Annotated in this window: 29 protein-coding genes and 1 pseudogene; 5 read left to right on the top strand and 25 right to left on the bottom strand. The window is 41.1% G+C overall.

The features are described 5' to 3' along the window. Nucleotides 1–2: 2 nt before the first annotated feature. From PSI23_RS10945 to PSI23_RS10835, 23 genes and pseudogenes are all read right to left on the bottom strand, one after another. On the bottom strand, nt 3–575 hold the full coding sequence (locus PSI23_RS10945) for a hypothetical protein (protein WP_273555115.1): 573 nt from the start codon (nt 573–575) through the stop codon (nt 3–5). Further along, a complete protein-coding gene (locus PSI23_RS10940) occupies nt 559–855 on the bottom strand; it encodes a hypothetical protein (RefSeq protein WP_273555114.1) in 297 nt (98 codons plus the stop codon). Before PSI23_RS10940 ends, PSI23_RS10945 begins: the two co-directional genes overlap by 17 nt. 30 nt (nt 856–885) lie before the next feature. Next, nucleotides 886–1,713, bottom strand: a complete 828-nt coding sequence (locus PSI23_RS10935; RefSeq protein ID WP_273555113.1) for a PD-(D/E)XK nuclease family protein — start codon at nt 1,711–1,713, stop codon at nt 886–888. Next, on the bottom strand, nt 1,706–1,948 hold the full coding sequence (locus PSI23_RS10930; protein WP_273555112.1) for a hypothetical protein: 243 nt from the start codon (nt 1,946–1,948) through the stop codon (nt 1,706–1,708). Before PSI23_RS10930 ends, PSI23_RS10935 begins: the two co-directional genes overlap by 8 nt. A gap of 1 nt (nt 1,949) precedes the next feature. Continuing rightward, nucleotides 1,950–2,879 carry a 3'-5' exoribonuclease domain-containing protein gene (locus PSI23_RS10925; protein WP_273555111.1) on the bottom strand — a complete coding sequence of 310 codons (930 nt, stop codon included), beginning with the start codon at nt 2,877–2,879 and terminating at the stop codon, nt 1,950–1,952. 18 nt (nt 2,880–2,897) lie between these two features. After that, nucleotides 2,898–4,976, bottom strand: a complete 2,079-nt coding sequence (locus PSI23_RS10920) for a DNA polymerase (RefSeq protein WP_273555110.1) — start codon at nt 4,974–4,976, stop codon at nt 2,898–2,900. A gap of 4 nt (nt 4,977–4,980) precedes the next feature. Beyond that, nucleotides 4,981–5,310: a hypothetical protein gene (locus PSI23_RS10915; RefSeq protein WP_273555109.1), complete on the bottom strand. Its 330-nt coding sequence runs from the start codon at nt 5,308–5,310 to the stop codon at nt 4,981–4,983. Between the two features lie 173 nt (nt 5,311–5,483). Beyond that, nucleotides 5,484–6,581, bottom strand: a pseudogene (locus tag PSI23_RS10910) (DNA cytosine methyltransferase); the annotation flags it as partial. Nucleotides 6,582–6,644: 63 nt separating this feature from the next. Continuing rightward, on the bottom strand, nt 6,645–7,031 hold the full coding sequence (locus tag PSI23_RS10905; protein WP_273555108.1) for a PDDEXK family nuclease: 387 nt from the start codon (nt 7,029–7,031) through the stop codon (nt 6,645–6,647). Beyond that, nucleotides 6,980–7,591 carry a hypothetical protein gene (locus PSI23_RS10900; RefSeq protein ID WP_273555107.1) on the bottom strand — a complete coding sequence of 204 codons (612 nt, stop codon included), beginning with the start codon at nt 7,589–7,591 and terminating at the stop codon, nt 6,980–6,982. The genes PSI23_RS10905 and PSI23_RS10900 overlap by 52 nt, the downstream gene beginning before the upstream one ends. Nucleotides 7,592–7,784: 193 nt before the next feature. Next, nucleotides 7,785–8,111, bottom strand: coding sequence for a hypothetical protein (locus tag PSI23_RS10895; RefSeq protein WP_273555106.1), 327 nt, complete (start codon nt 8,109–8,111; stop codon nt 7,785–7,787). A gap of 176 nt (nt 8,112–8,287) precedes the next feature. After that, the gene (locus PSI23_RS10890) at nt 8,288–8,926 is read right to left on the bottom strand and encodes a hypothetical protein (RefSeq protein ID WP_273555105.1); all 639 of its coding nucleotides are present in this window, start codon (nt 8,924–8,926) and stop codon (nt 8,288–8,290) included. Nucleotides 8,927–9,065: 139 nt separating this feature from the next. After that, nucleotides 9,066–9,395, bottom strand: a complete 330-nt coding sequence (locus tag PSI23_RS10885) for a DUF5983 family protein (protein WP_273555104.1) — start codon at nt 9,393–9,395, stop codon at nt 9,066–9,068. A gap of 11 nt (nt 9,396–9,406) precedes the next feature. Further along, the gene (locus PSI23_RS10880; RefSeq protein ID WP_273555103.1) at nt 9,407–9,679 is read right to left on the bottom strand and encodes a hypothetical protein; all 273 of its coding nucleotides are present in this window, start codon (nt 9,677–9,679) and stop codon (nt 9,407–9,409) included. Between the two features lie 30 nt (nt 9,680–9,709). Continuing rightward, a complete protein-coding gene (locus tag PSI23_RS10875) occupies nt 9,710–10,219 on the bottom strand; it encodes an antirestriction protein ArdA (RefSeq protein WP_273555102.1) in 510 nt (169 codons plus the stop codon). A 161-nt stretch (nt 10,220–10,380) separates the two neighbouring features. Then, on the bottom strand, nt 10,381–10,812 hold the full coding sequence (locus tag PSI23_RS10870) for an antirestriction protein (RefSeq protein WP_273555101.1): 432 nt from the start codon (nt 10,810–10,812) through the stop codon (nt 10,381–10,383). A gap of 166 nt (nt 10,813–10,978) precedes the next feature. Further along, nucleotides 10,979–11,380 (bottom strand): hypothetical protein, encoded by a 402-nt coding sequence (locus PSI23_RS10865; RefSeq protein WP_273555100.1) that lies wholly within the window; start codon nt 11,378–11,380, stop codon nt 10,979–10,981. Nucleotides 11,381–11,382: 2 nt separating this feature from the next. Then, complete coding sequence (locus PSI23_RS10860; protein ID WP_273555099.1) at nt 11,383–11,742, bottom strand: tlde1 domain-containing protein; 360 nt, start codon at nt 11,740–11,742, stop codon at nt 11,383–11,385. Nucleotides 11,743–11,967: 225 nt separating this feature from the next. After that, complete coding sequence (locus PSI23_RS10855) at nt 11,968–12,456, bottom strand: GNAT family N-acetyltransferase (protein WP_273555098.1); 489 nt, start codon at nt 12,454–12,456, stop codon at nt 11,968–11,970. Continuing rightward, nucleotides 12,447–12,719, bottom strand: coding sequence for a type II toxin-antitoxin system TacA family antitoxin (locus tag PSI23_RS10850; RefSeq protein ID WP_273555097.1), 273 nt, complete (start codon nt 12,717–12,719; stop codon nt 12,447–12,449). Before PSI23_RS10850 ends, PSI23_RS10855 begins: the two co-directional genes overlap by 10 nt. 81 nt (nt 12,720–12,800) lie before the next feature. After that, complete coding sequence (locus PSI23_RS10845) at nt 12,801–13,928, bottom strand: hypothetical protein (RefSeq protein WP_273555096.1); 1,128 nt, start codon at nt 13,926–13,928, stop codon at nt 12,801–12,803. A 71-nt stretch (nt 13,929–13,999) separates the two neighbouring features. Beyond that, nucleotides 14,000–14,284: a type II toxin-antitoxin system RelE/ParE family toxin gene (locus tag PSI23_RS10840; RefSeq protein WP_273555095.1), complete on the bottom strand. Its 285-nt coding sequence runs from the start codon at nt 14,282–14,284 to the stop codon at nt 14,000–14,002. Continuing rightward, complete coding sequence (locus PSI23_RS10835) at nt 14,281–14,721, bottom strand: ParC-related protein (RefSeq protein ID WP_273555094.1); 441 nt, start codon at nt 14,719–14,721, stop codon at nt 14,281–14,283. The genes PSI23_RS10840 and PSI23_RS10835 overlap by 4 nt, the downstream gene beginning before the upstream one ends. 149 nt (nt 14,722–14,870) lie before the next feature. Here PSI23_RS10835 and PSI23_RS10830 point away from each other — a divergent pair, with 149 nt between their 5' ends. The 4 genes from PSI23_RS10830 to PSI23_RS10815 all read left to right on the top strand — a co-directional run bounded on the left by PSI23_RS10830 (nt 14,871) and on the right by PSI23_RS10815 (nt 18,611). Next, nucleotides 14,871–15,107: a type II toxin-antitoxin system CcdA family antitoxin gene (locus PSI23_RS10830; RefSeq protein ID WP_273555093.1), complete on the top strand. Its 237-nt coding sequence runs from the start codon at nt 14,871–14,873 to the stop codon at nt 15,105–15,107. A gap of 2 nt (nt 15,108–15,109) precedes the next feature. Continuing rightward, complete coding sequence (locus tag PSI23_RS10825) at nt 15,110–15,424, top strand: CcdB family protein (RefSeq protein ID WP_273555092.1); 315 nt, start codon at nt 15,110–15,112, stop codon at nt 15,422–15,424. Nucleotides 15,425–16,777: 1,353 nt separating this feature from the next. Continuing rightward, nucleotides 16,778–17,440 carry a hypothetical protein gene (locus tag PSI23_RS10820; protein WP_273555091.1) on the top strand — a complete coding sequence of 221 codons (663 nt, stop codon included), beginning with the start codon at nt 16,778–16,780 and terminating at the stop codon, nt 17,438–17,440. A 610-nt stretch (nt 17,441–18,050) separates the two neighbouring features. After that, nucleotides 18,051–18,611: a hypothetical protein gene (locus tag PSI23_RS10815; RefSeq protein ID WP_273555090.1), complete on the top strand. Its 561-nt coding sequence runs from the start codon at nt 18,051–18,053 to the stop codon at nt 18,609–18,611. A gap of 41 nt (nt 18,612–18,652) precedes the next feature. Here PSI23_RS10815 and PSI23_RS10810 read toward each other — a convergent pair whose 3' ends face one another. Together PSI23_RS10810 and PSI23_RS10805 are read right to left on the bottom strand one after the other, a co-directional pair. Further along, nucleotides 18,653–18,940, bottom strand: a complete 288-nt coding sequence (locus PSI23_RS10810) for a hypothetical protein (protein ID WP_273555089.1) — start codon at nt 18,938–18,940, stop codon at nt 18,653–18,655. Beyond that, a complete protein-coding gene (locus PSI23_RS10805; protein WP_273555088.1) occupies nt 18,937–19,614 on the bottom strand; it encodes a nucleotide-binding protein in 678 nt (225 codons plus the stop codon). Before PSI23_RS10805 ends, PSI23_RS10810 begins: the two co-directional genes overlap by 4 nt. Before the next feature lie 131 nt (nt 19,615–19,745). Between PSI23_RS10805 and PSI23_RS10800 the strand changes: the two genes are divergently transcribed. Next, nucleotides 19,746–20,702 (top strand): hypothetical protein (locus tag PSI23_RS10800; protein WP_273555087.1); only part of this gene is annotated, 957 nt, incomplete at its 3' end.

Raw genomic sequence — 20,702 nt, 5'->3', positions numbered from 1 at the left:
CCTTACGAATATACATCATTCAATAATGTTTCCTGCCATAAACCTAATTCTTTGAGTTTATTATCCCGGGCTTCGCGGGCCTCTTGGATAGTTTGATAGCCACCTTGCTGGTCAAGCCCTTTTCCCTGATAAATGCGCCAGTAAAACGTTTTCTCTTCACGATTACGGTAAATACCCGCACGTGGATTACGAAAGAGTTGTGCAATATGGGGGGAAAGACAGACAATATTATCTACGGTACGTGCGCAATTGTCATCCAGTAAGCGGACAAGACCATTCGGTTCTTTGCCGGTCACGATAACCCAAATAAGATCCAGAATATTTTTTCGTATGTTTCCAGCGCCGCTACCAATAGCGATTCGAACATACGTGTTATTGCCGTTCATCGTGATACCGACGTGTTCACCCGCATAGCGTTGGTTAAACCATGTACAGGAACGCTTCGCCATATCCTGACCCGCCTGACTGTATTTCCGATAGAGTTCAGGTCTACGTGCTTTCCAAAAAAGACCCCCCGTTTCAGGATTATAGGTCATTAATGCCTGTAAATCTTTCGCCTTAAGTGTGTGTTTCATTCCATTGTCCTCCGACAAGTTTCATTATCTCTTCGTCAGATAGTCCTGCGGTTTCTTTGGGTTTCAGTTGCTTAAGTATACTAACCAATCTGACATTTGCATTTGCGGTGCCTTCTCCCGCAAACTGAACGCTGCTATCTAATGATTCCATCATCGTCAGAATGGTTTCCATCATTACCTGTTCTTCTTTTCGTCGCTCATACAAATTGCGGAGTAACACCAGTAAGGCATCACCCCTTACCGTCAGAAACGTAATATCTGGATTTTCTTTCATTGTCATGAGTATATCTGCTCGTATGTTAACTGTCGCTTACATCTGGCCTGTGGCATTAAACGGACAGGTAATCACCGGACAATAGGCACACAACGGCGATTTCTGTTCCGGCCAATAATCACGTTCGTAAGAATCAATAATACGTAAAGATTCCCGTAGAAATTTACGCATTTGTATTTCGTGTCCTTCTTCATGAAGATGTGTTGTATGGTTTTTAACACTACCTGCTTCTAAGAATATCAGGGCACTATCAAATTGCGTATAATGTTGCATAGTCGGCTGCGCTTTTGCCATGACACTCATTAAATCCAGTTGATCGATTTTAGGATAATGGTCTTTTCCTGTTTTATAATCATACAGGTAGAGCTTTTTTAGACTTCCCATACCTAAATCGGTTTTCCCCCGCATAAAAACGGCTGACGTATCAAACCAACTGGCTACCTTACCGTTAGCTTTAATCGCCCATTCCTGTTCACCGAACAGAGGAATGCCAACACGCTGCTCGGCCACTAAGGTATTAAATTTTTTCTTTAACATATCCGCCACACCTGTGCCGATTTTTTCTTTCACCACCGCATCCATCAGTTGGCCTTTTAACAGATAATTTTCATGCGCCAGATGTACCCGTGTTCCCCACAAGGTGGCCGGAGTGTCAGTATAGGGAATATTATGCGTCAGGTGTTGTTCATAAAATCGTCGGGGACATTGCTGATACTGACTCAGTTTTGAAAATGATAAGGCCAGAGACAAAAATTTGCCGCCACCGACAGGCTTGTGAATTTTATTCGGCCACTCAACATCATGATCCAGTGGATGTGCTATTAAGCTGTCTTTTTCTTTTTCTGAAAATATCACCTTACCCATTGATCTTCGCTCCGGGAACCTGTATCAGCGGTTGTGAATCTGCTTGCTTTCTGGCTTCCGAATCCACGATCCAGCCCGTGACAAATTGCGTGACGAGAATACTGAATTGCTGGGCATCCGTCAGTTTTTCTAAATCTTCCTCACATTGGGGGGCAATAAAATCGTCGCCAAAATTATAATTGATATCTACTTGACCATTAGGCAGGTCAGTCACGGTAATAATGACATTTGCCATTTTACATACACTCCTTTTGACAGTTGGGACAGCGGCAGATCATGGTATGCACGCACTGTTCACCGTTGGATTTCACAAACATGCCATGACAATCAGGACAGTTTTGATGTAAACAGGGTTCATCATTTTGGGTATGAGCGTATTCATCTATCCATTGATTGGCATTTGGTAAGGGTATGGCGCTGGGAGTATCGGGTTTCGCATACAGAGTAAGTTTGTTGTCATCTTCCGTCAGAATATTTCCTAACGGGATGAGTTCTGAGGGCGTGAGTGGCTGCGCTTGCGTATCCATCTGATAACAGGCGGCATTAATCTGACCTGCAAACTGCCAGTACACAGCTAGCTGTCGTGATAAACATTGCGCTTCCCAAAGAGCATCGTGCTCCGCACGGTGTGCTGTGCCGATGTTAGGTACGCGCACAGGAAAGATCATTTCAAAAGTACGCAGACACGCCCCGTTATAGAACAGCCACGGTAGGGGCACAGATTCGCTATTCACTTCACGATATAAAACTTCCATAATCGGACAGTCAAACGCAGCGCCCCGTCCCAGTAAATAAAGATTACGAACAGGGAAACGGATTTCACCCTGGTTCATATGTGCACTGATGGTGTTTTTAATCCAGGTAGTCATTTCCTGCATGACATCAATCAGTGTGGGGGTGTCATATTCACACGCTTGTTTAAATCTGAAACGCACTTCGGCTTCTTGACTCATGAGCCACGCCAGCGTGCTAGGTGTCTGTTTAAATCCCCGTCCTACCATATCATGCACATTGACCAGTGACCCCCACGATCCCAGTATGAGTCCGTCACCACGAACTAAGGCAAGACCCACCTCCCAAACTAAGGGTTTATCGCCCGCTAAATTAGATAATGTCTCGACATCGGCAATGAGAAATAACGTATCGCGTTTTATTTTTGGCTGCATGGTTCATCCTTATTTCGTTTAGTAGCGTTCTTTCAAAATAGCGTCGGCATTAACCTGATTAAAACCAGAGGCCAGCCAGATATCTTCGTCATATTGATCACCATAGGTTGAGCCAGCGGTCAGCTCACAATCAATCGGTGTCCGTTGTGCCCAATCGGGGCGCTGTCTCATCCGGTATTGGATTTGTTCACAACAATAGGAAAGGTCTTCGTTTGGCAGGAGAAAAACTAATTCATCATGTACGGTTAAACACCAAAAAAGGCCGTCATTTCGCAGGTTCATCATCATTCCCTGCAGAATGCGGGTAGAACTACCTTGTGTGACATTATTCGCAATGATGCCGCGATAAATCTTGCGGGTTTCCCGTTTCTCGGCGTCGGTATACAAAATGATGTCGCGGTTAAGCTCATCTTTGCCGGCGACACGAAGATCGTCATAACGGAGTGTCCAGCCATCCGGCAAGATAATCCTGTTTTTCATGGCCGTATAATTTTGTTCATAACCGAAACGATAGGTGCCACCATAAAGCATCACGTCTAAGGCATTCTGGCACTGCGTCCAGAACTGAACGATATTTTTATAACGATCACGATAAAGTAGAACGGCGTCATGGCAGAATTCTTTGGTGACATCTAAATCATAGGCGGTGCGTAGCCGTAAATAAAACGATTCGAACCATGACCCATATTGCAGAGAAAGAATCCCCTCTTTACCGACGTTGCGTTCTTGCTTTCGGCCATTCATTTTTGAGACTTCATAACCATATAACATCGTTGCAAAGTCCGAATAGGGATCTTCATTGCGGGCAAACTGTAACAGCAAATCGTCCTGTCCGGCATGGTCAGCCATCCGTCTGGCTTCAATCTGCGATAAGTCGCAGGTCACGACCGAATAGCCTTTCGGTGCCCGCAGGGATTTTCGCAGCGTCAGATCGCCGCCACGTTTGGGGAAGTTCTGGACATTAATGTCCTGATAGCCGACCCAACGCCCAGTTGTTGCACCAAACGCTTTCAGGGGAACCGGCATCTTTCCTCGATGCGCAATATCTAATAGATTTTTGGCCCGTGTGATCCCAATCGTGGATTTTTCGCCCATACGGGCTTCACAGACGGCCTCAATAAACGGATCGCCCGATGTTAACAGCGCCTTAAATCCCATGTCCGTTTTGGCAAAAGCATATGTCTTTTTCTGTGTCCCGTCCGCATTCTTTGCGGTCTTACTGTCTTTCATAGGAACATCCACACCCAACTGCATCAGTACCTCTGCAAATTGTGGGTTCGACGATAAGCGTTTACGAAACGTCTCAACATCCTGTGAAAATGCTGCGGAAATTTTCGCCAGTTTGTCTTCTTGTAACTGTATCAGGCGCGGGATATACTCACACAACAACGCCTTATCCAAATCAAACTGACAGACACAACCGGCCCGTATCGTGTCGGACATGGTGACCATATCCATCTCAGAATAGTGCCAACGGAAAAGACCGTAGAGTGGCGGCAAAAGATCTACATCTCGAAGGCCATAGTCCCCATACCGCTGTAATCCTGTTGCAGTGAAATGTTCCAGACGCATTCCCATCACCTGGTGAACTTCCTCTTTCTTATTAGGCAGAGAATACCGTTTTGCTAATTGGGCCAGACTGTTTGCCGCTTTTGCGCCATGTAATGGCCGCGCCATCGTCATGGTACAGGTAAACTCACGGGGTTCTATACCGTAGTAATCTGACAGAATAAAACCATCAAATGGGAGATTGTGTGCGATGACGTTACAGTTGTGTAACATGAGGGCATTCAGTTCTTTTCTTACTGCACCTTTATGGTTCGGTATCCAGTACCGTTCGCCGGTATCAGGAATAATAAAGGAGCAAAGTATGGCCTGAAAACGGGGATCACGAACATACTTCTCATAGGTCATGCCTTTTGCTGATAACGAATACTTATTGGCGGGATCATAAAACGTTTCAAAATCCAGAAAGACTTTCGGAATACGATCAAAATCAGAAGTCAGCGCACGAGTTAGGTTGTTACAGGATTGCTGCTTTTCCTTATCACTGAATCTGTCGTTCTGCATAATTCCATAATCGTATGTGTATAACATTATGCTACATTCCAATTCCAAGTAGTGGCCTGATAATAAGATAAAGCATCCCGATAAGACAAAAAATCAGTACCCAGTCACCTGATTTTGACATAAAGGAGGGACTTACTGTGTCTTGACGTCGGTCATAAAGCTCTTTTAAACATTGCAAATGGTGCTCGGCCATTTGTAAATTCTCTTTATCATAATGTGCGAGCGTATCATCATAATACCGTTCTATTTTTTCCTGTAAATTCGCAATGTAACGAACGAGTTGTTCTTCATTCAAATCCTCATCTGCATTATATGACCATTCCTGTTCTTCACAGGGAAGAGTTACATGCACGTATTTCATTCAACCACCTCGATTTATTTCATGACGGTTATGAAAGACACCATTATCTTCTTTACTGTTGAGAATACCTTTTAATAAACTCGCTTTTCATTTAACGTATATATCGCATTGTCTGAGGTCAGGACATAACGACCGAAGCCAATTTTCTCATCGTGTTACCTCATCTGCATTAAAATACGTTTCCCAATCCAGCTCATTACGGGAACGGCCATTGCATTGCCGATTACACGATAACGATGTCCATCAGGGCAATCCATCGCAGACTTACCCTTCCACGGAATTTGCGTATGATTATCTGGCAAACCTTGCAAGCGTTCACATTCCATAGGGGTTAAACGACGCACGGTATCGGGTGTGGTTATCAAATCCGTCGCATCTTTATAGTCTCTGGATTTCAGAGTCGAAGACATCTCGTCTTTTTTATACGCGCCAAAGGCCAGCATTCTGTATGTTGATATCAGGCCGCCTCCTCTTTGTGAAAAAATTTCCTGGTTGCTCATTCCTATACCGCCCTCATTATGGCTCTGGTTTAAGGTCGGATGCGGGTAGGTGAGAGAGTCCCAGTGACTACCAAGAGTGCTTCTTCCAACGCTTTGGGTAAGACTTTGTTGCGTCGTTTGGCTCGCGTCAAAATTCCCGCACACGCTGTAGGACTCAAAAAGTATTTCGGCGGGATCGACATCTCTTCTAGCACTTGCGACAACAAACACGCGACGACGGCGTTGGGCGACACCGAAATATTGCGCGTCCAACACTCGCCAGGCGACGGTTCGTTGTGGACCAGACACCAAACCCGCGTTCGTCCATTTTTTCCCTGACGGCTGTAGGGGGACGTTTTCTCCGGCAAGTCCAGCAAGAAAGTATCCAAAAGCATTATCTTTGCTGGATAATACGCCAGGAACATTTTCCCAGACAATGATAACTGGGGATTCTGTATTTGACGCTCTGACGTGATCAAGGACATTAGCTATCTCCACAAAGGATAAGGTTAATTGCCCCCGTTTATCAATGAGGCCGCCCCGTAATCCGGCAATACTGAATGCCTGACAGGGTGTACCTCCGACAAGAATATCGGGTGCATTTATACTTTGATTCATGATCTTATCCGCCACACAGATCATATCACCAAGATTAGTTATGTGCGGCCAACGATACTGCAATACGGCACTAGGAAAGGCATCTGTCTCACTAAACCATGCGGGTATTATTCCTAATGGCTCCCATGCAACACTCGTAGCCTCTATACCTGAACAGACCGAACCAAAGTGCATTATCAATTCTCTTTTTAGCGGTTCTATTTGCTGACGTACACCATATTCATAACGTGTTGTTTTTCATTTTCCAACTTTTGTATTAATAGACAATGTGACCCCATTCGGCAACAGGTATCGTGGCCCATCAAGGGTTCCGTTATGAATGGCACGCAGCCACGTATGAAATACAGGCAGGTTGGTTTCATTCACGACAGCGGCATAACCGCCTGCATCGAGTGTCGAGAGTAATCGTCGGCATTGAAGTGCCGTGGGTTTATTTTTTCCCGCTTTGACTTCAACAGCTAAAAATGACCCTAGACCGCCCTGCACATCAGGCACACAACATATTCTGTCTGCATGACCACTGCGACCAAAGCCGCCTGTTGTGGGTGTAAGAACATACGCACCCACACGAGCTAGTAAACTATCGACCTGTTTCTTAACTTTTGATTCGGGGGTACGTGCCATGATTCCTCCTGTGTTATACCAACCGGTGGCTTCCATAGCGCGTCATAAATCAACGCAGCGTTATACATCTTTGTTTTCAGAATATCCCAATCCTTATCAGCAAGAACGATAAAGACACGAAAACCGACAGAACGGTATAAGACCTGATCTGTCAGATAACGGCGCAAATAATACGTCACTTCTTTTGCTGTATTATCCTCATCTGTCCGTGATATCACTAACATACTTCCTTGTGATAATAAATAGACTAGCGTATAAAACGGGACTGTGGTAATCACATTATCCACAAGCATATAATACTTTCCGGCATATAAGCTGACGTAATGGACTGTAGGGATATCGGTTCGTTTCCAGTAAGTATAAATCGGGTGTTTGCGCCTGAATTCTTTGATCGTTGGAATGATCGGATTGTGTCCGTGCAAATTCACCATACCACTGACAAACCATTTGTGCTTTCGATGATAAATCCAAATAGGTACGCCTGCTGTACTTGCCATTCTTTGTGCAACATGACGTGCCTTTTCCTGTGTAGTATAAGCTTCTTTTAATGTGTGTTGCATAACGGTATGCCTTTACATATGCCGATCTGAACAGAATATGCTCTGGAAATATTGATGCCAATTTACAACCTGCTCTTGTGTGACTTCTACAAAGGTTTTAATTGCCATATATTTTCCTTGTGTTTTCTTTTTGTTTCCTTTTTATTATTGATCAATAGGATTTGTATGTAAAATAAACGGACGTTAAATATTATTAACTCTGTTCAAAATTCAGTTCTGTTACTATTTTTTTCAGTGCAGTATCAATGTTATCGTCATTCAAATAAGAATACAATATTCCTCTAAATCCACTTCGTCCGTTTTGATAATAGTCAGAATAAATTCCTGGTTTATTTATTGCGATGAAATAAAAATGCCAACGTAAACGAATATTCTTACACTGTTCATTCGGTGCATCTACCTGTTCTAAATAACGATCATAAGTATCAGATAAATTGATTTCATCAGGTGAAGTAACGGATTTTATTGTATCAACATATAGCCGTTTTAATTCTTGATAATGCTCCAGTTTCATTTTCATATTTTAATTCTCTTTTTAATCTCTCAGGGTTTAATTCCCCGTCGCTTGCGACGAGAAAATAAGAATTGAACGATGCGAAGCGGGTGATTTCATATCTGAATACCCCACTGCTTACGGCGGGAATGTTTATCTTGTGTTTTCATGATATGAATCTCCAGTTTTGAGTTTGTAAATATCTACTGATTATAAATCCAATATTCCTTTCCGTTTGATAAAAGAATAAAACGATAATCGTTTTGTATAGCATCCGTTAATTTTTTCTGGTCGATAAACTGTTCCAACCATGAAGGTTTGTTAATATTTGCATTCTGATAGGTGAGATACCCCACATCATATAATTCTTCAATGCAATAATCGTCAAAATAATCATCTCTAATAAATCTACGCTCCTCACACCACGCTTCACCCATATCACACTCTGTGCGTAGTTCAATTAAAAGGTAACATTCTTCTATTGCTTCTTTTGTGGGTAATGCTTCTTTATTCAGCATCCACCATGCAGCGATATCGGAATGTGATACATTGTCGTCATTGATATCCTCAATAATTTCCTTTTTTAATTGCCATATAAATTGATCAAGTGGCTGTTTTTCTAAGGAACATACCTTTATCCCACTTTGTATAACCTCATCAATTTTTGCACAGATAGCCATAATAAAGCCATCTACATCAGATGTACTGAATACAGTTTTCGCCAACACTGATCCGTTATAGTAACTTAATTCGGATATTAAACCCGTTTCATCACAAATAAAACATCCGTGCCCTTTACAGACAAGACAGCGAGGTTTCGATTCTTTATAGGAAACTGACATAGTTTTCTCCTCTTGAAAAGATATCTCTATTTTCTCAAGTACGGTTTGTATGTCAAATGAAGGACAAAAAAATAGCCCCATTGTGATGGAGCTAAAAAAGTCTGAATAGGAATGAGTAATTCATCACCCAACTTTTGGACTACCACTCAAATTCGATTAAACCGGAAACTAAGAAAGCATCTTGATCAAACACGATAGAATAAAGGTCTGGCAACGTCTCTTTTACTCGTTGGAGATTATTGAGAAAACCATCAGATAAGTCCAGCGTACTCGCTATATTCTCCATACACTCTAAATGTACGTCTGTTGCCAGACAGATTTCTACTCCCTCCTTATGGATACGTACAACCATATCCCCTTCGTCGGGGGCATTCTGACTGTACTGTGTGAGTAATTCTATGTCTGACTGTGATAAGTGTGCGGTAGAGACAACAGCCGACGTTCTCGTTTCAAATTGAAGCTCTGACATAGGCATTATTCCTAGACGGTGATTAATTGCGTGGTGATACTATTCCGAACGTTCTGAGCGGAAAGTTCAGAGGTAACATTTTGTCCGAATACCCAGATATGATAATCGATCATATTTACGCGAAACGCATACCAGTGCTGCTCTGGGGCATTCTCAATTTCTTTTAGGGTCATCGTGACAATATTACCTGATACATCACGCTGTACTTTCATTACATTCGTTATATAAACAATATTTGCCGTATTCACAACCTGACCGGCTGGCAAAGTAATAAATTTTGCCATCGCTTTTCTCCTATTATCAGCATACGTTAATTATATTTGATAAAAAACGTGTTGATCATAGCATGTGTAGGTATCTATAAACCGATCCTGTGTATAGGAATCCCAATTAAAATATAACCTGCATACCTGGGGGATATCCTCATCATCTAAAAAATCACTTGCATACTGCATAATAAAATCGCACTCAGATTCAGATGGCGCAAGCGTGGTAATATATGCGTCTTCAAATGTATCTTTATCAAAAATATAAAAAAGATTCTTACAGTATTCATAATAGGCGTCTTGGCTATCGCCACTTAATTCAGATAATACATCTATATATTCCCAATTCACATGTCCCTCTTTTTTAAGTACTTCTTCGGGAATATCTGTCCAATCGGAAAAAAAATAGGTATCGTCCTCATCCAGCTCCCTATAAAGAACCTTAACGTTCTCTAAAAAGTCTTCTTCATCCGAATAATCCAGTAAATCAAACCATAAACCATTAGCTGGATCTTGCGCGAAACATTTTTTTGTCGTTACAAAAATAGAAGGTGTCATATCTATACCTCACAGATAAATAATATTTCTTTCTCGATGAGTACAATGCTCTTTTTATATGCACCTATGTCAAATGAACGCGTGATATCGCCCATAAAATTAATGAGATAGGTGCTGTTTTTATTTTATGAAAGGAATATTTTGTCAGACAGGACGATCAATCAATCAATTAAACTGCGTATCGGTACCCAGATTTCTTGCCCTAATCCTGCACCATAATCCATTAAACCCTCGTATTTTTGACTAAATTGCTCTGACATTTTCGGTTCCTGTTGGTAGGTCTTAAAAATGAAATGATTCAGTAAAAATAGTGTTGCCGTAATACCAACTTGTTCTGGTGATAAATCTTCAAAAGATGAACCATTTTCTGACCATAACGAATAGCCACTATCAGGACAAATTAATATTGAGCTGTTGGATAGTTCATAATATGAATAAGAATCACCGTTATAATCCTCTGCATATCTATCCATCCAATTATAAAGATATGTCTCTGCGTTCATAAAATAATGACCAAAATGATGTGGTAAAAAAGCCAGCATTCTGTCATCTCTGATTTTCTTTTTCGTGATGGGTTCTATACCTGAGCGCATAAGTAACTCCTCAATTAATTGATTTATTAAAGATAAGTAGATGATAATCAAACGATAATCGTTTGATCTAATTCAGTCAGGTTATTTTCTCAGGTAGGGTGTGTATGTCAAATAGAGTAGATAAAAATAGCCCATATGATAATTAACATGGGCTATCTATTATTTTTTAATTGAAAATATAACGGCCTGGTGTGATATCTATATAAGCAGGTTCGGTGAGGGAACATTCCTCAGCTGAGATAATTGACGAAACAAGAAACTGAGTCGATTTTTTTTGATTACCAATATAGGGAATAGAGACTTCAATGGTTTGAGTATACAATTGTCCCCACTCACCTAATTGAATTGCATTCTTTCCTCTGACTAATTTTGTTCTGTTAAGCAGAGAGGAGGATGCTTTCGCACGATCCAGTTGTTTGTTTTTCTTCCATTCCGCATCAATCACTTTTTGCGCCGCCCAGGATTCAACGGTCGCACAATAATCTAACGCTTTTTGAGAGGTCTCTTTGGTTGCAGATACTGCCAGACCCGGAACGCATAACAATACTAACAAAATGAATTTTTTCATACTTATTCCACAATTAATTCTCTATCGACAGAACTGATAATTTCCCGTCTTGCGTCTGGCCCGACAATAATACAACCTTCCGACGCTTGTCCCGGATTTTCTCGGCTATCCCCATGAATACGGAAAAGGTTTCTTCCATACATATTATTACTGTTATGCGGTTCTAGAATGATAGTCATTGGCCCTTTACTGCTGGTATAGCCCCCAATCGTATATCGTCCTCTGGGAATAGGGCCTTTGCCTCTGACTGATTCTGACATAGGGTTATTTTTATGTGACCCTTTACCACTGTAGCCACCTCGATAAACTAATTTATCATTATGATATAAGTCGCCAGAATATTGATGATAAATCCAAGCCATTCAAAACTCCTTTTTATATTTCTATGGATAATAAGCATATTTAACATAAGGCATTATAGATACTATTTATCACTTTATCATCGAGTTATCGCAGTATTCAATAATTCTTATAATCAATTCTTATCTAAGAATATTAAATTATATTAAAACTTTATCATTATATTTTTAGTTTAAGTTAGGGAAATGAAAAGGGGGATTGTAATATTCTCTTCCAAAGAATATACGTTATTTTTGTTTGCCTAGCGGTAGCATCAACGTATAGGGTTCTAACGGTGATTGGGTAAAACCAAGACGGGTATAAAACGTTCGGGCGTTCTCATCAAGTGCGTGGACGATTATTGCTGAAATGCCTACTTGTTCTGCTGTGCTAGCAACACGTTTCCACGCATCCTGAAGAAGTAATGCGCCTAACTTTTTTCCTTGATACTTCACATCGACCGCCAGACGACCGAGAAGCACGACAGGAATAGGATTAGGCATATTACGTTTAAGCGCGGGTATCGATTCAATATGATTAATTGAACCCGCGCTTAGACAGTAATAACCGATAACGTCTTTTGTACCCTCCTTACAAATAACAAATGTACGGCTCGCACCGAGCTTATTATTTTTTAAAGCCCGACGTGAAAGCCATTCATTTAATGTTTCGTGCTGACAATAAAAATCATTGATATTATGTTCAGCCGTTAGTAATTCCGGTGCGCTTATTCCCACGGTGCTTTATACTCCATCAGTTTTTTAAAGCCCGCATTCTCAGCAAGGGGTTTCTCCAACATCTGCATGAACGCTTGATATTTTTCGTCGTCAACGAAAAAGTGGCGCTGCTCTAGTATGGACTCTTCGGCTGCGCGACAAGCGGCATCCAAGATAAAATCCGTTCGCGTCTTTGAACTCAGGCTTGCTGCGTGGTCAATAAGCTCCCGCTGAAACGCTTTTGCCCGTATATTAATCGGGGTTTCTTTCGGTTGTGTTCTCATAAATCACCTGTGTAGCAAATGGATATACAAACAGTATAGCAGGTTGTGTAGCTAATAGCTACACAGTGCGATCCCTCTAAATCACACGGTAAAGTATGCCTCATGCAAGACGTCACCCATTGGTGTGCCTGGCTGAGTCGTTCGTGACCATGCTTTTGCCGCCGGAAAAATCTGTACCCATTTTGACAGCGTTTCGCGGCCTTGTATCGTGCGGTGCTCTGGCAGGGGAATGTCTACATAGGATAGAATGCCCTCAGCACCTGCAAATTGCTCAGGTTTTGCCTCTATACCGTTGGGATTACCAAAAAAGGAGGATATCAAGCGACTAAATGTGAATGATCCTTTCAGCTCTAGCACATCAAAGCGTGCTTCGTAGAACTGTGCTCGGTCAAACAGGCCGTTGAGTAAGATTTCTGTGCCCTGACACTGATAAAACTCTGCATCATAGAATTGTCCCACAAACGTGGTTTTATTAAAGATACAATTCACGAACACGGTTTCATTGTACATCCCATCTAATGTCGCGCCCGTAAAATTCTCATCAACAATCACATGACGTGAGTAATCTTTATTCAGGCGTCGTTTATCCGCTGCCTCCATCCGATAAACTTCCCGTGATGGCCGCACTTTTTTGGACGGAATTTTCGTATCCGGTGCTGCCATACTGCTTGCATCTGATAAACTGACGGGATATTGCGGACACATTGTCGCAATGGCTGTCTGTCTCAGCTTATCAATGACTTCGGGTTTTGCGCCTTGTCGTTTAGCCTGCACAATTTTGCACCATATGGTGTTCAGCTCATCGTTTTTGATTATCTCATCCAATAAGCTCATCGCCGTATAATACTGGGGTGCATCAGGATTGTGTTTAAAGTATCCTGTCAGCAACGCGGCACGCAGAAGGCGCGGCGCAGTTATCCCCACCTGCCGATCCAATTGCGGCCCCAGATAGTTCGTTGCCACGGTTGTTCGCTGGACGCCCAATAGACGCGCAATACCGACGGTATTCAGCCCCAGTATTTTCATCCATGCCCGAATATCCGACACACGCGGACAAGCGGGATTCGTCGGCCCCCAACGTAATAGTTCCCGTGTTTCCGCCAGATTGCCCTGCATATAAAACCACAGCGTTTCTTTTAGCTGCGCCTGCACATCCTCTGTGGTTTCTTTTAAATAACTGTTCTCTACGAATCTCGCCCCTTGTGACATTAGCCCCCCTTTTAGACCGTTATGTCTCATCACTGTTCTGAAATTTTATGTCTGAACCGTCCAAAATTCGGTTATTTCGCTGACGGCCATTGTTGCGCAGCATGGAGAACGCGTAAAACCATCAATATATCCCGTTTAACACGGTATACTAGAATATAATGTGGCCTGACCACAATTTCCCGTGTATCTTTTACCCTGCCAGGCCTATACATTTCAGGTTGCAGACAAGCTCGTTCTGCGGAAGCTTCAAACTCATCATCGAGCGCAATAGCCGCCTGTGGATTATCGTGGGCGATATAATCCATAATCTGCTCCCTGTCAGCCAAAGCCATAGGTTTCCACTCAAGGCGCATCATAACCCCTTACGTAGACTGTCTTTTAGGGACGCAAAATAACGTTTGGCATCCTCATGCACTACCGCTGAGCGCGGATCGTCAATGGACGTTTGTACCTGCGTCCTAAACCATTCATCATAGGCAACCGCTTCATGCGCCCGTTTTAACGCCACGGCTCTGTCTGGACGCGCATTCTTGCTCTGGCTTTCCGAGCTGTAGTTGGACGCATCAACATTAAACTGTGCAATACCTAAACTTTTCAGGTAATTGACTAACGTTTCCAGTTTTTTAAACAGCCGTACCTGACGACTGCGCTGGGCAGCTAATGAACACTCTGTCATGCCATATTTCACTGTCACCACCCAGCCACCAAACGTACTAACAACCTGAGCTTCTCGAACCACACCCGCTTCAACTAAACGATACAGGGTTGAATGATCTATAGTTTCTGTTGTCATGAGTCACCTCTAGGAATTGCTGTGCAAGTTACAAAAAGAAGTATTGCAACTAATTGTAATTTGCACAACAAAAAATAAAAAATTTTAGAATTGTAATTCGTGTATATTTCCGTGTATGCTACACGTTATGTTAATGACGGAGGTCAATCATGACAGCAAAACAAAGAAACACCCAGAGTATAACAATGACCATAGAACGAGGCTTACTGAGTCGAGCGCGTGAAGCCGGCATCAATTTTAGCGCAACACTTTCCGCTGCTCTGGATGCAGAATTACGTCATTATGAGGCGAGGAAATGGCAAGAAGATAACGCAGAAGCTCTAGAGGCATTAAACCGTTTTCATGATGAGCATGGTTGTTTCAGTAATGAATACAGGACATTTTAATTATGCAATTCACCGTTTATCGTAATACTGGAAGAACCTCTGTTTATCCTCTGTTACTGGATGTAACAAGCGACATTATAGGGCAGTTAAACCGCAGAATTGTTATTCCATTACTGCCTATTGAAAAATACCCAGATAACAGTCGCCCAGATCGAATGATCCCACTTGTCAGACTTATAGACGATAAAGAATATGCTGTAATGACTCATGAGCTGGCAAGTATACCTGTTCGTGTCTTGGGTACTGAATTTTGTGATGCTACTCAGTACCGCGACCGGATTAAGGCAGCAATGGATTTTATCTTTGATGGTATTTAAAAAAATCTATTGAGTGGTGCGTCCTTTAATTCGATGATAAGCGATTCGGGGATTTGTACATCGAGTTCACTGAATTTCATGGATTCAACCTTGTGGCTAGTCAACAGGAATAATCGATTTTTCCAAGAAATAGAGGTATGTCAATTGACGTGGTTGTTATTTAAGTTTTGCATAAAAATTACGTGAAAAATTAGAGTGTATTATTAAATTTTTGCTCTAACACAGTCATATTTTACCTAATAAAATCAGTGTGTTATATGGGTCCCCTTAAGCGTCGCAGCATTTTTTTATTGTCTTAAATCATGGTCTTGTATTAAAAAATTGCACAGAATATAACACTTGCTAAAAATCGAAAAATTATCCTCCCAAAATTAAAAGGGTAAAAGTTGGCGGAAGTGTAAAAAGTGATTTTTTAAGTTCTCATATTTTCATAGATGTTTTTTGCAAAAAACAGTAAAAAAATAGCACGATATTTGAAGTGCTGAATAAGACGTTTATATATATATTTATAATTAATTAATAATATTATATACATACTTCTTTTTTCTTTCCTCATGCTATTTATATTGCAGTTTTTTCAAATAAAAATATCTGTGTCAGAGACGCAGAGAGAAGTATTACGTGACATAGTATGCTCCGATACGTTTAGCAAACGTCTACACAGATTTTATTTCCTACGCACGCTTTAATAACAACAAGTTACAAGCGACGCCACATCAAAATACAAAATAGACCTAGTATGTCTAATTAGTAACTATTTGATAAAAAAGGAAATAAATAATGAAAATTGTTAATATTTTGTTATTAATTGCTAATTAAATGTTTCGGTTGCTTCCGGCTCCCACAGCGCGCCTTGCTACTTGAGACGTACAGAAAGAATCACTCTATAAATAGCGTACAGCGCGTTTCTGTACACGGTGGGAATTCATCTATGCTATATGACATACGCGCTCTATGACACGCACACAGAGATCAAACAAAAAATCTTTTGTGTGTATTAGCATATCACAATAATACGTTTGAATTTTAATTCATTTGAAAAGAATTATTATTCATTTTCACGGTGTGTGAAAAACATCTAATTCTCCTCGGCAAAATAACGGCACCTTACATATGTGATCGCAAAAAAAGAAAAATACCCCATTAACCGAGTGAAATGATTGTATTTTTGGAATTTATTTTTCTGAATAATGAAATCGTTTTTCCTCACACAGACGACTATGAGAAGCGAAAGCTGTGTTTTAGTACAGTATCTTTATTTTGTTTGTTAGTATCGAGAATTTGACATAGGTTAATAATTGACCTATATTGATTACATATAGGCGATGTTGCCATTTATAGAGAGGACTTATTATGTTAAATAATACCGTTAAGACTCAGAAGAAAAATACTGTTAACGCCAGTATTGCCGCCGCTGCTATTGCTGAAATGAAAAAAGAAAAGGAAGCCATGACGAAACACGATGAACAGAAACTTAACGGATTAAGTGATCGTAAGACGCTGATTAATGAAGTCTATAGAGTTACCAAAGCCGATCATACTTTAAAAGCACAAGTTTTCATCTTCTATGTTACCCAAATTGTACAGAAAGGCTCAGTATTAGAAACAGTTTTGCCATTCTTTAAGCAAGAAATTAAAGACATGTTTGATACGGGCGAACTGGAAGAAACGGCGATTGATAACAATAATATAGATGAGCGCGTCGATGCTGAAGTTGTCTTCAACAATATAAGGCGTATGTTTAACGCAGCGAAAAGTCGCTATGATAAAGCGAAAAGCGGCGATAAAGGTACGGATACACGCGACGACGAGGACGAGATCAAGGCGAAAACGTTTCTAGAAGTAACTAAAATGAGTGATATAGCGGAAGGATTCACCCTGTTACATCATGCAAGGCAATATAAATTAATAAAATCGCTATTCTTACAGCTTGACCCGACCAAACGCCTCGACTTGTTACTAGAACTAGATGCGATGAAAGATAAGCCTATTCCTGAGATTGAGGATATAAAGTAATCATAAGTAATCAGTATTAGATGCCTCGCGCTACGCGGGGCTTTTTTGTGTCTAAAATGCAGGACAGAAAGGGAATAGGCTATCATTATCTTTTAGGGTATTTGATAAATCATTTATAGTAGGACTTTTGAGAGCACTTCTTAGGAGCTATCAAAAAGTATACTTTTTGATAGGTTGAAAATGTATCAGTTATTAACTGCCTCGCGCTATGCGGGGTTTTTTTGTGTCTGATCAACTGAATAAAAAAGGGAACTTTTCATTACTACATAGATAATAAAGCCCGTCACACTGCGCTGTGTTGTCATTCGCCAACTAAATTTAGTTTAATTATCAACTACTTAAAATGTGTTTCATCTGGTGAAAGAAATACGTTTTAGCTGTCAGGGAAGTCCCCCTTATGGGAAATTCGGTGGCCGTGACGCATGGCGGCCGGTGGGGTAACCTCACAAGATTCTCATCATTTTTTAAAATATACCTATGCCCCCTATGTCAAATACTATCTCCTGATGTCAAAAGAAGCCCCCTCTTATTTATAATAAAAAGCCAACGTGTCCGATGAGAATGCAGGCTGCTATACTTGTTCCAATAATAAACGTATTAAGGAATAGAGATGAGACACTATACTGTTGAAACCATTCTGACCGACATGGAAAAAGCATTGTCTTCTGTACCAAAGGTGACGTATTCTCCCATTCCTCTTCCCATAGAAATGTATGAGGGAACACTGGGATTGGAACTTTATTATCCGCTTGGTAAGGTGAAACACCTGAAGGATAACGACTGGGATAAACTTATTTTTGAGGCCCGTAAAAAGGATATTGTTGTTATAGGAAATAAAGATGACACGAGACAATGTATTCAGTTTTGTCGCGGCGAATTCCAAACCACGATGCAGGATATTTATTTTGAAGCATTAGACATCACTCCTTATGACGAGGGTGATCAACTTTTTCATGAGTGGCAAAAACTCAACATATCAGTGACGGATTTAGGAAAATTATTAGGCGTTAGTGTGTTCTATGCCTGTTGTGCACCTGGGGGCGCTCATGCGGGAGCTGAGATACCACAACATATCGTGGAGCAGGCAAAACAGGCTTATCTGATTATATCGTTTCGACACCATTTTCGGGTGATAAATCATCGAAAACATGAAAATAACGCATCCAGTTAAATTATAAAATATTAAGATGCGTCAACTTGCGTTAACGCAAGTTAAATACCGGCTTTGTCCATCAGGGCTTTCAATGCCTCCGGGTAACTCATGCGATTTTCCATAGCCCAAAGAACAAACCTGTTATACGTTGAAACGGGTGGGCGAATATTGAGATTTGCAGAAGGCTCTGTTACCGCTCTACGAACCACTTTTTGTACAGCTTCTCGGCTTACAAAACCGCTACGGTCACCTACAACATCAATTTCATGATCAGCGATATCAGAACTTGGTGTATCGTCCGGTTTAATTGTCGATAAATTTTTAAACCCAAAATTTTTAGTCGTCATGCTACGTTTTCCTGTCGCTCAATGATATAGGTAATAAGTTCTTCAACTACGCATGTTGCATTATTTCGTGCCTGATCAAGACCATTGACTTCTTTTTCATCAAGCTCAGTTAAATCCAATCGATTAAAGAATAATGATTTGAAAGCGGCACGTTCATTAAGATGTGCGGTGAATTGAGGAATTCCCCCTTCAATAAGCTGTTTGACAATCGCTTTTTCCAGGCGTGTTGTAATGATTGGCGATGTTCGCGTGAATAAAACACGATAGGGAATTTCTTTTTCAAACGCCTGCTCTTCTTCCTGAATGAGATGAATTGCTTTAGCGGCCATTAGGGCATCCGGTGGACTTGCCTGTATGGGTATCAATACCAGATTGGAACGTGCGAATGCGCGGGACATTAAACGACTTGCCGTTCCCTCAAGATCAACAAATACAAACTGCCTCTCTTTGCGATACTTATCAAGTTTAGTTGTTACGTTACTCTCAGTGACTTCAAAATCCACATGTACAGGATTTTTGGAAAGACCTTCACGCCAATCTTTAATCGGCTTATTTGGATCACAGTCGAGAATCGTCACACTGGCACCCGCTGCTGCAAGTGTTGTTGCCAAAATCAAAGTTGTTGTTGATTTTCCTGCACCACCTTTAGGATTTGCAACGGTAATAACTGGCATAGCTCCCCCAGACTTTAATGAATGTCAAAGCATTATAGTACATCAATACGCATTATAAAACGTTAATGTTAATGTGCGTCAATATGCGTTAACGCTGTTTGACGCATATTGACGCGTTAAGATAACAATAAATGCGTCTTTCTCTGACTAAAATTGAGATGTTATGGGGATTGGAAAGACAATATAAAAGTCATTGGTTAAGATATATACTGTTAAAAAATAGGTCTTTTGAGGGTGAAAAAATGAGCTGTTGTGAAAATGATCGCACATTAGGTAATCGTCCTATGCGCCGTGGTGCACCAGGCGAATCGGCTTATGAATTTTGGAAAGAACATCAGCCTCTGGGCACGGATACGTCGGAGTGTGCATTTGAAAAATTCATGGAAGGTAAGCCTGGCGAATCTGCGTATGAATTCTGGAAGTCGAGACAGCCTCCTGGAAGCGATACATCAGAGCAAGCCTTTGCAGATTCGATGAAAGGAAAAGATGGCATTTCCGTAGAGGATAAAATCCGTGCAAAAGACCAATCAATTATCACTACGGAAACCATTGTTGATAAGACACATAAGACAATGGCAATTGGAGTGCAATTATCCAGTAAAAAAGAAAATACACTGACTTTAGAAAATGATGGGTTGTTTAGTCCCATGAATACGGGTGGACAACTTTTCTTTGACAAGAAAGCATTTGCCGGAACAGGAACGAAAGACGAACCGTATCAAGTTAAAATTAAATCGGGGGGGGCAAACATTTTGGGTATGAATGATGATGGACTTTATGCGCCATTATCTTTTAATACGCCAGGCTTTGAGGTAGATGAACATGTCATCCATTTGAGTATGTCGAAAAAAGCGGGAAATGCACTGACTCTGGAACAGGATGGCTTGTTCAGTCCGCAGAATGAGGACGGCAAATTATTTTTTGACCCACTCTATTTTAAAGGAACTGGAACGAAAACCGATCCGTATCAAGTTAGTATTAACAGTGATCCGCCGAGTATTGTGAGTTGGAGTATTAATGGGATTTATGCGCCATTAGCTTTTGATTCAAACGCGTTTAAGGTATACCAGGGTTATGATGTCTATTTG

The sequence above is a fragment of the Xenorhabdus yunnanensis genome (genome assembly GCF_028598805.1).
Taxonomy (GTDB): domain Bacteria; phylum Pseudomonadota; class Gammaproteobacteria; order Enterobacterales; family Enterobacteriaceae; genus Xenorhabdus; species Xenorhabdus yunnanensis.
Note: the sequence above shows the minus strand (reverse complement) of the source record. Positions and strands in the feature narration are given on the sequence as shown.

Excerpts from the sequence above, each read along its gene's own strand:
- PSI23_RS10945 (WP_273555115.1), bottom strand. The coding sequence starts at position 575 with ATGAAACACACACTTAAGGCGAAAGATTTACAGGCATTAATGACCTAT.
- PSI23_RS10940 (WP_273555114.1), bottom strand. The coding sequence starts at position 855 with ATGACAATGAAAGAAAATCCAGATATTACGTTTCTGACGGTAAGGGGT.
- PSI23_RS10935 (WP_273555113.1), bottom strand. The coding sequence starts at position 1,713 with ATGGGTAAGGTGATATTTTCAGAAAAAGAAAAAGACAGCTTAATAGCA.
- PSI23_RS10930 (WP_273555112.1), bottom strand. The coding sequence starts at position 1,948 with ATGGCAAATGTCATTATTACCGTGACTGACCTGCCTAATGGTCAAGTA.
- PSI23_RS10925 (WP_273555111.1), bottom strand. The coding sequence starts at position 2,879 with ATGCAGCCAAAAATAAAACGCGATACGTTATTTCTCATTGCCGATGTC.
- PSI23_RS10920 (WP_273555110.1), bottom strand. The coding sequence starts at position 4,976 with ATGTTATACACATACGATTATGGAATTATGCAGAACGACAGATTCAGT.
- PSI23_RS10915 (WP_273555109.1), bottom strand. The coding sequence starts at position 5,310 with ATGAAATACGTGCATGTAACTCTTCCCTGTGAAGAACAGGAATGGTCA.
- PSI23_RS10905 (WP_273555108.1), bottom strand. The coding sequence starts at position 7,031 with ATGGCACGTACCCCCGAATCAAAAGTTAAGAAACAGGTCGATAGTTTA.
- PSI23_RS10900 (WP_273555107.1), bottom strand. The coding sequence starts at position 7,591 with ATGCAACACACATTAAAAGAAGCTTATACTACACAGGAAAAGGCACGT.
- PSI23_RS10895 (WP_273555106.1), bottom strand. The coding sequence starts at position 8,111 with ATGAAAATGAAACTGGAGCATTATCAAGAATTAAAACGGCTATATGTT.
- PSI23_RS10890 (WP_273555105.1), bottom strand. The coding sequence starts at position 8,926 with ATGTCAGTTTCCTATAAAGAATCGAAACCTCGCTGTCTTGTCTGTAAA.
- PSI23_RS10885 (WP_273555104.1), bottom strand. The coding sequence starts at position 9,395 with ATGTCAGAGCTTCAATTTGAAACGAGAACGTCGGCTGTTGTCTCTACC.
- PSI23_RS10880 (WP_273555103.1), bottom strand. The coding sequence starts at position 9,679 with ATGGCAAAATTTATTACTTTGCCAGCCGGTCAGGTTGTGAATACGGCA.
- PSI23_RS10875 (WP_273555102.1), bottom strand. The coding sequence starts at position 10,219 with ATGACACCTTCTATTTTTGTAACGACAAAAAAATGTTTCGCGCAAGAT.
- PSI23_RS10870 (WP_273555101.1), bottom strand. The coding sequence starts at position 10,812 with ATGCGCTCAGGTATAGAACCCATCACGAAAAAGAAAATCAGAGATGAC.
- PSI23_RS10865 (WP_273555100.1), bottom strand. The coding sequence starts at position 11,380 with ATGAAAAAATTCATTTTGTTAGTATTGTTATGCGTTCCGGGTCTGGCA.
- PSI23_RS10860 (WP_273555099.1), bottom strand. The coding sequence starts at position 11,742 with ATGGCTTGGATTTATCATCAATATTCTGGCGACTTATATCATAATGAT.
- PSI23_RS10850 (WP_273555097.1), bottom strand. The coding sequence starts at position 12,719 with ATGAGAACACAACCGAAAGAAACCCCGATTAATATACGGGCAAAAGCG.
- PSI23_RS10845 (WP_273555096.1), bottom strand. The coding sequence starts at position 13,928 with ATGTCACAAGGGGCGAGATTCGTAGAGAACAGTTATTTAAAAGAAACC.
- PSI23_RS10840 (WP_273555095.1), bottom strand. The coding sequence starts at position 14,284 with ATGATGCGCCTTGAGTGGAAACCTATGGCTTTGGCTGACAGGGAGCAG.
- PSI23_RS10835 (WP_273555094.1), bottom strand. The coding sequence starts at position 14,721 with ATGACAACAGAAACTATAGATCATTCAACCCTGTATCGTTTAGTTGAA.
- PSI23_RS10830 (WP_273555093.1), top strand. The coding sequence starts at position 14,871 with ATGACAGCAAAACAAAGAAACACCCAGAGTATAACAATGACCATAGAA.
- PSI23_RS10825 (WP_273555092.1), top strand. The coding sequence starts at position 15,110 with ATGCAATTCACCGTTTATCGTAATACTGGAAGAACCTCTGTTTATCCT.
- PSI23_RS10820 (WP_273555091.1), top strand. The coding sequence starts at position 16,778 with ATGTTAAATAATACCGTTAAGACTCAGAAGAAAAATACTGTTAACGCC.
- PSI23_RS10815 (WP_273555090.1), top strand. The coding sequence starts at position 18,051 with ATGAGACACTATACTGTTGAAACCATTCTGACCGACATGGAAAAAGCA.
- PSI23_RS10810 (WP_273555089.1), bottom strand. The coding sequence starts at position 18,940 with ATGACGACTAAAAATTTTGGGTTTAAAAATTTATCGACAATTAAACCG.
- PSI23_RS10805 (WP_273555088.1), bottom strand. The coding sequence starts at position 19,614 with ATGCCAGTTATTACCGTTGCAAATCCTAAAGGTGGTGCAGGAAAATCA.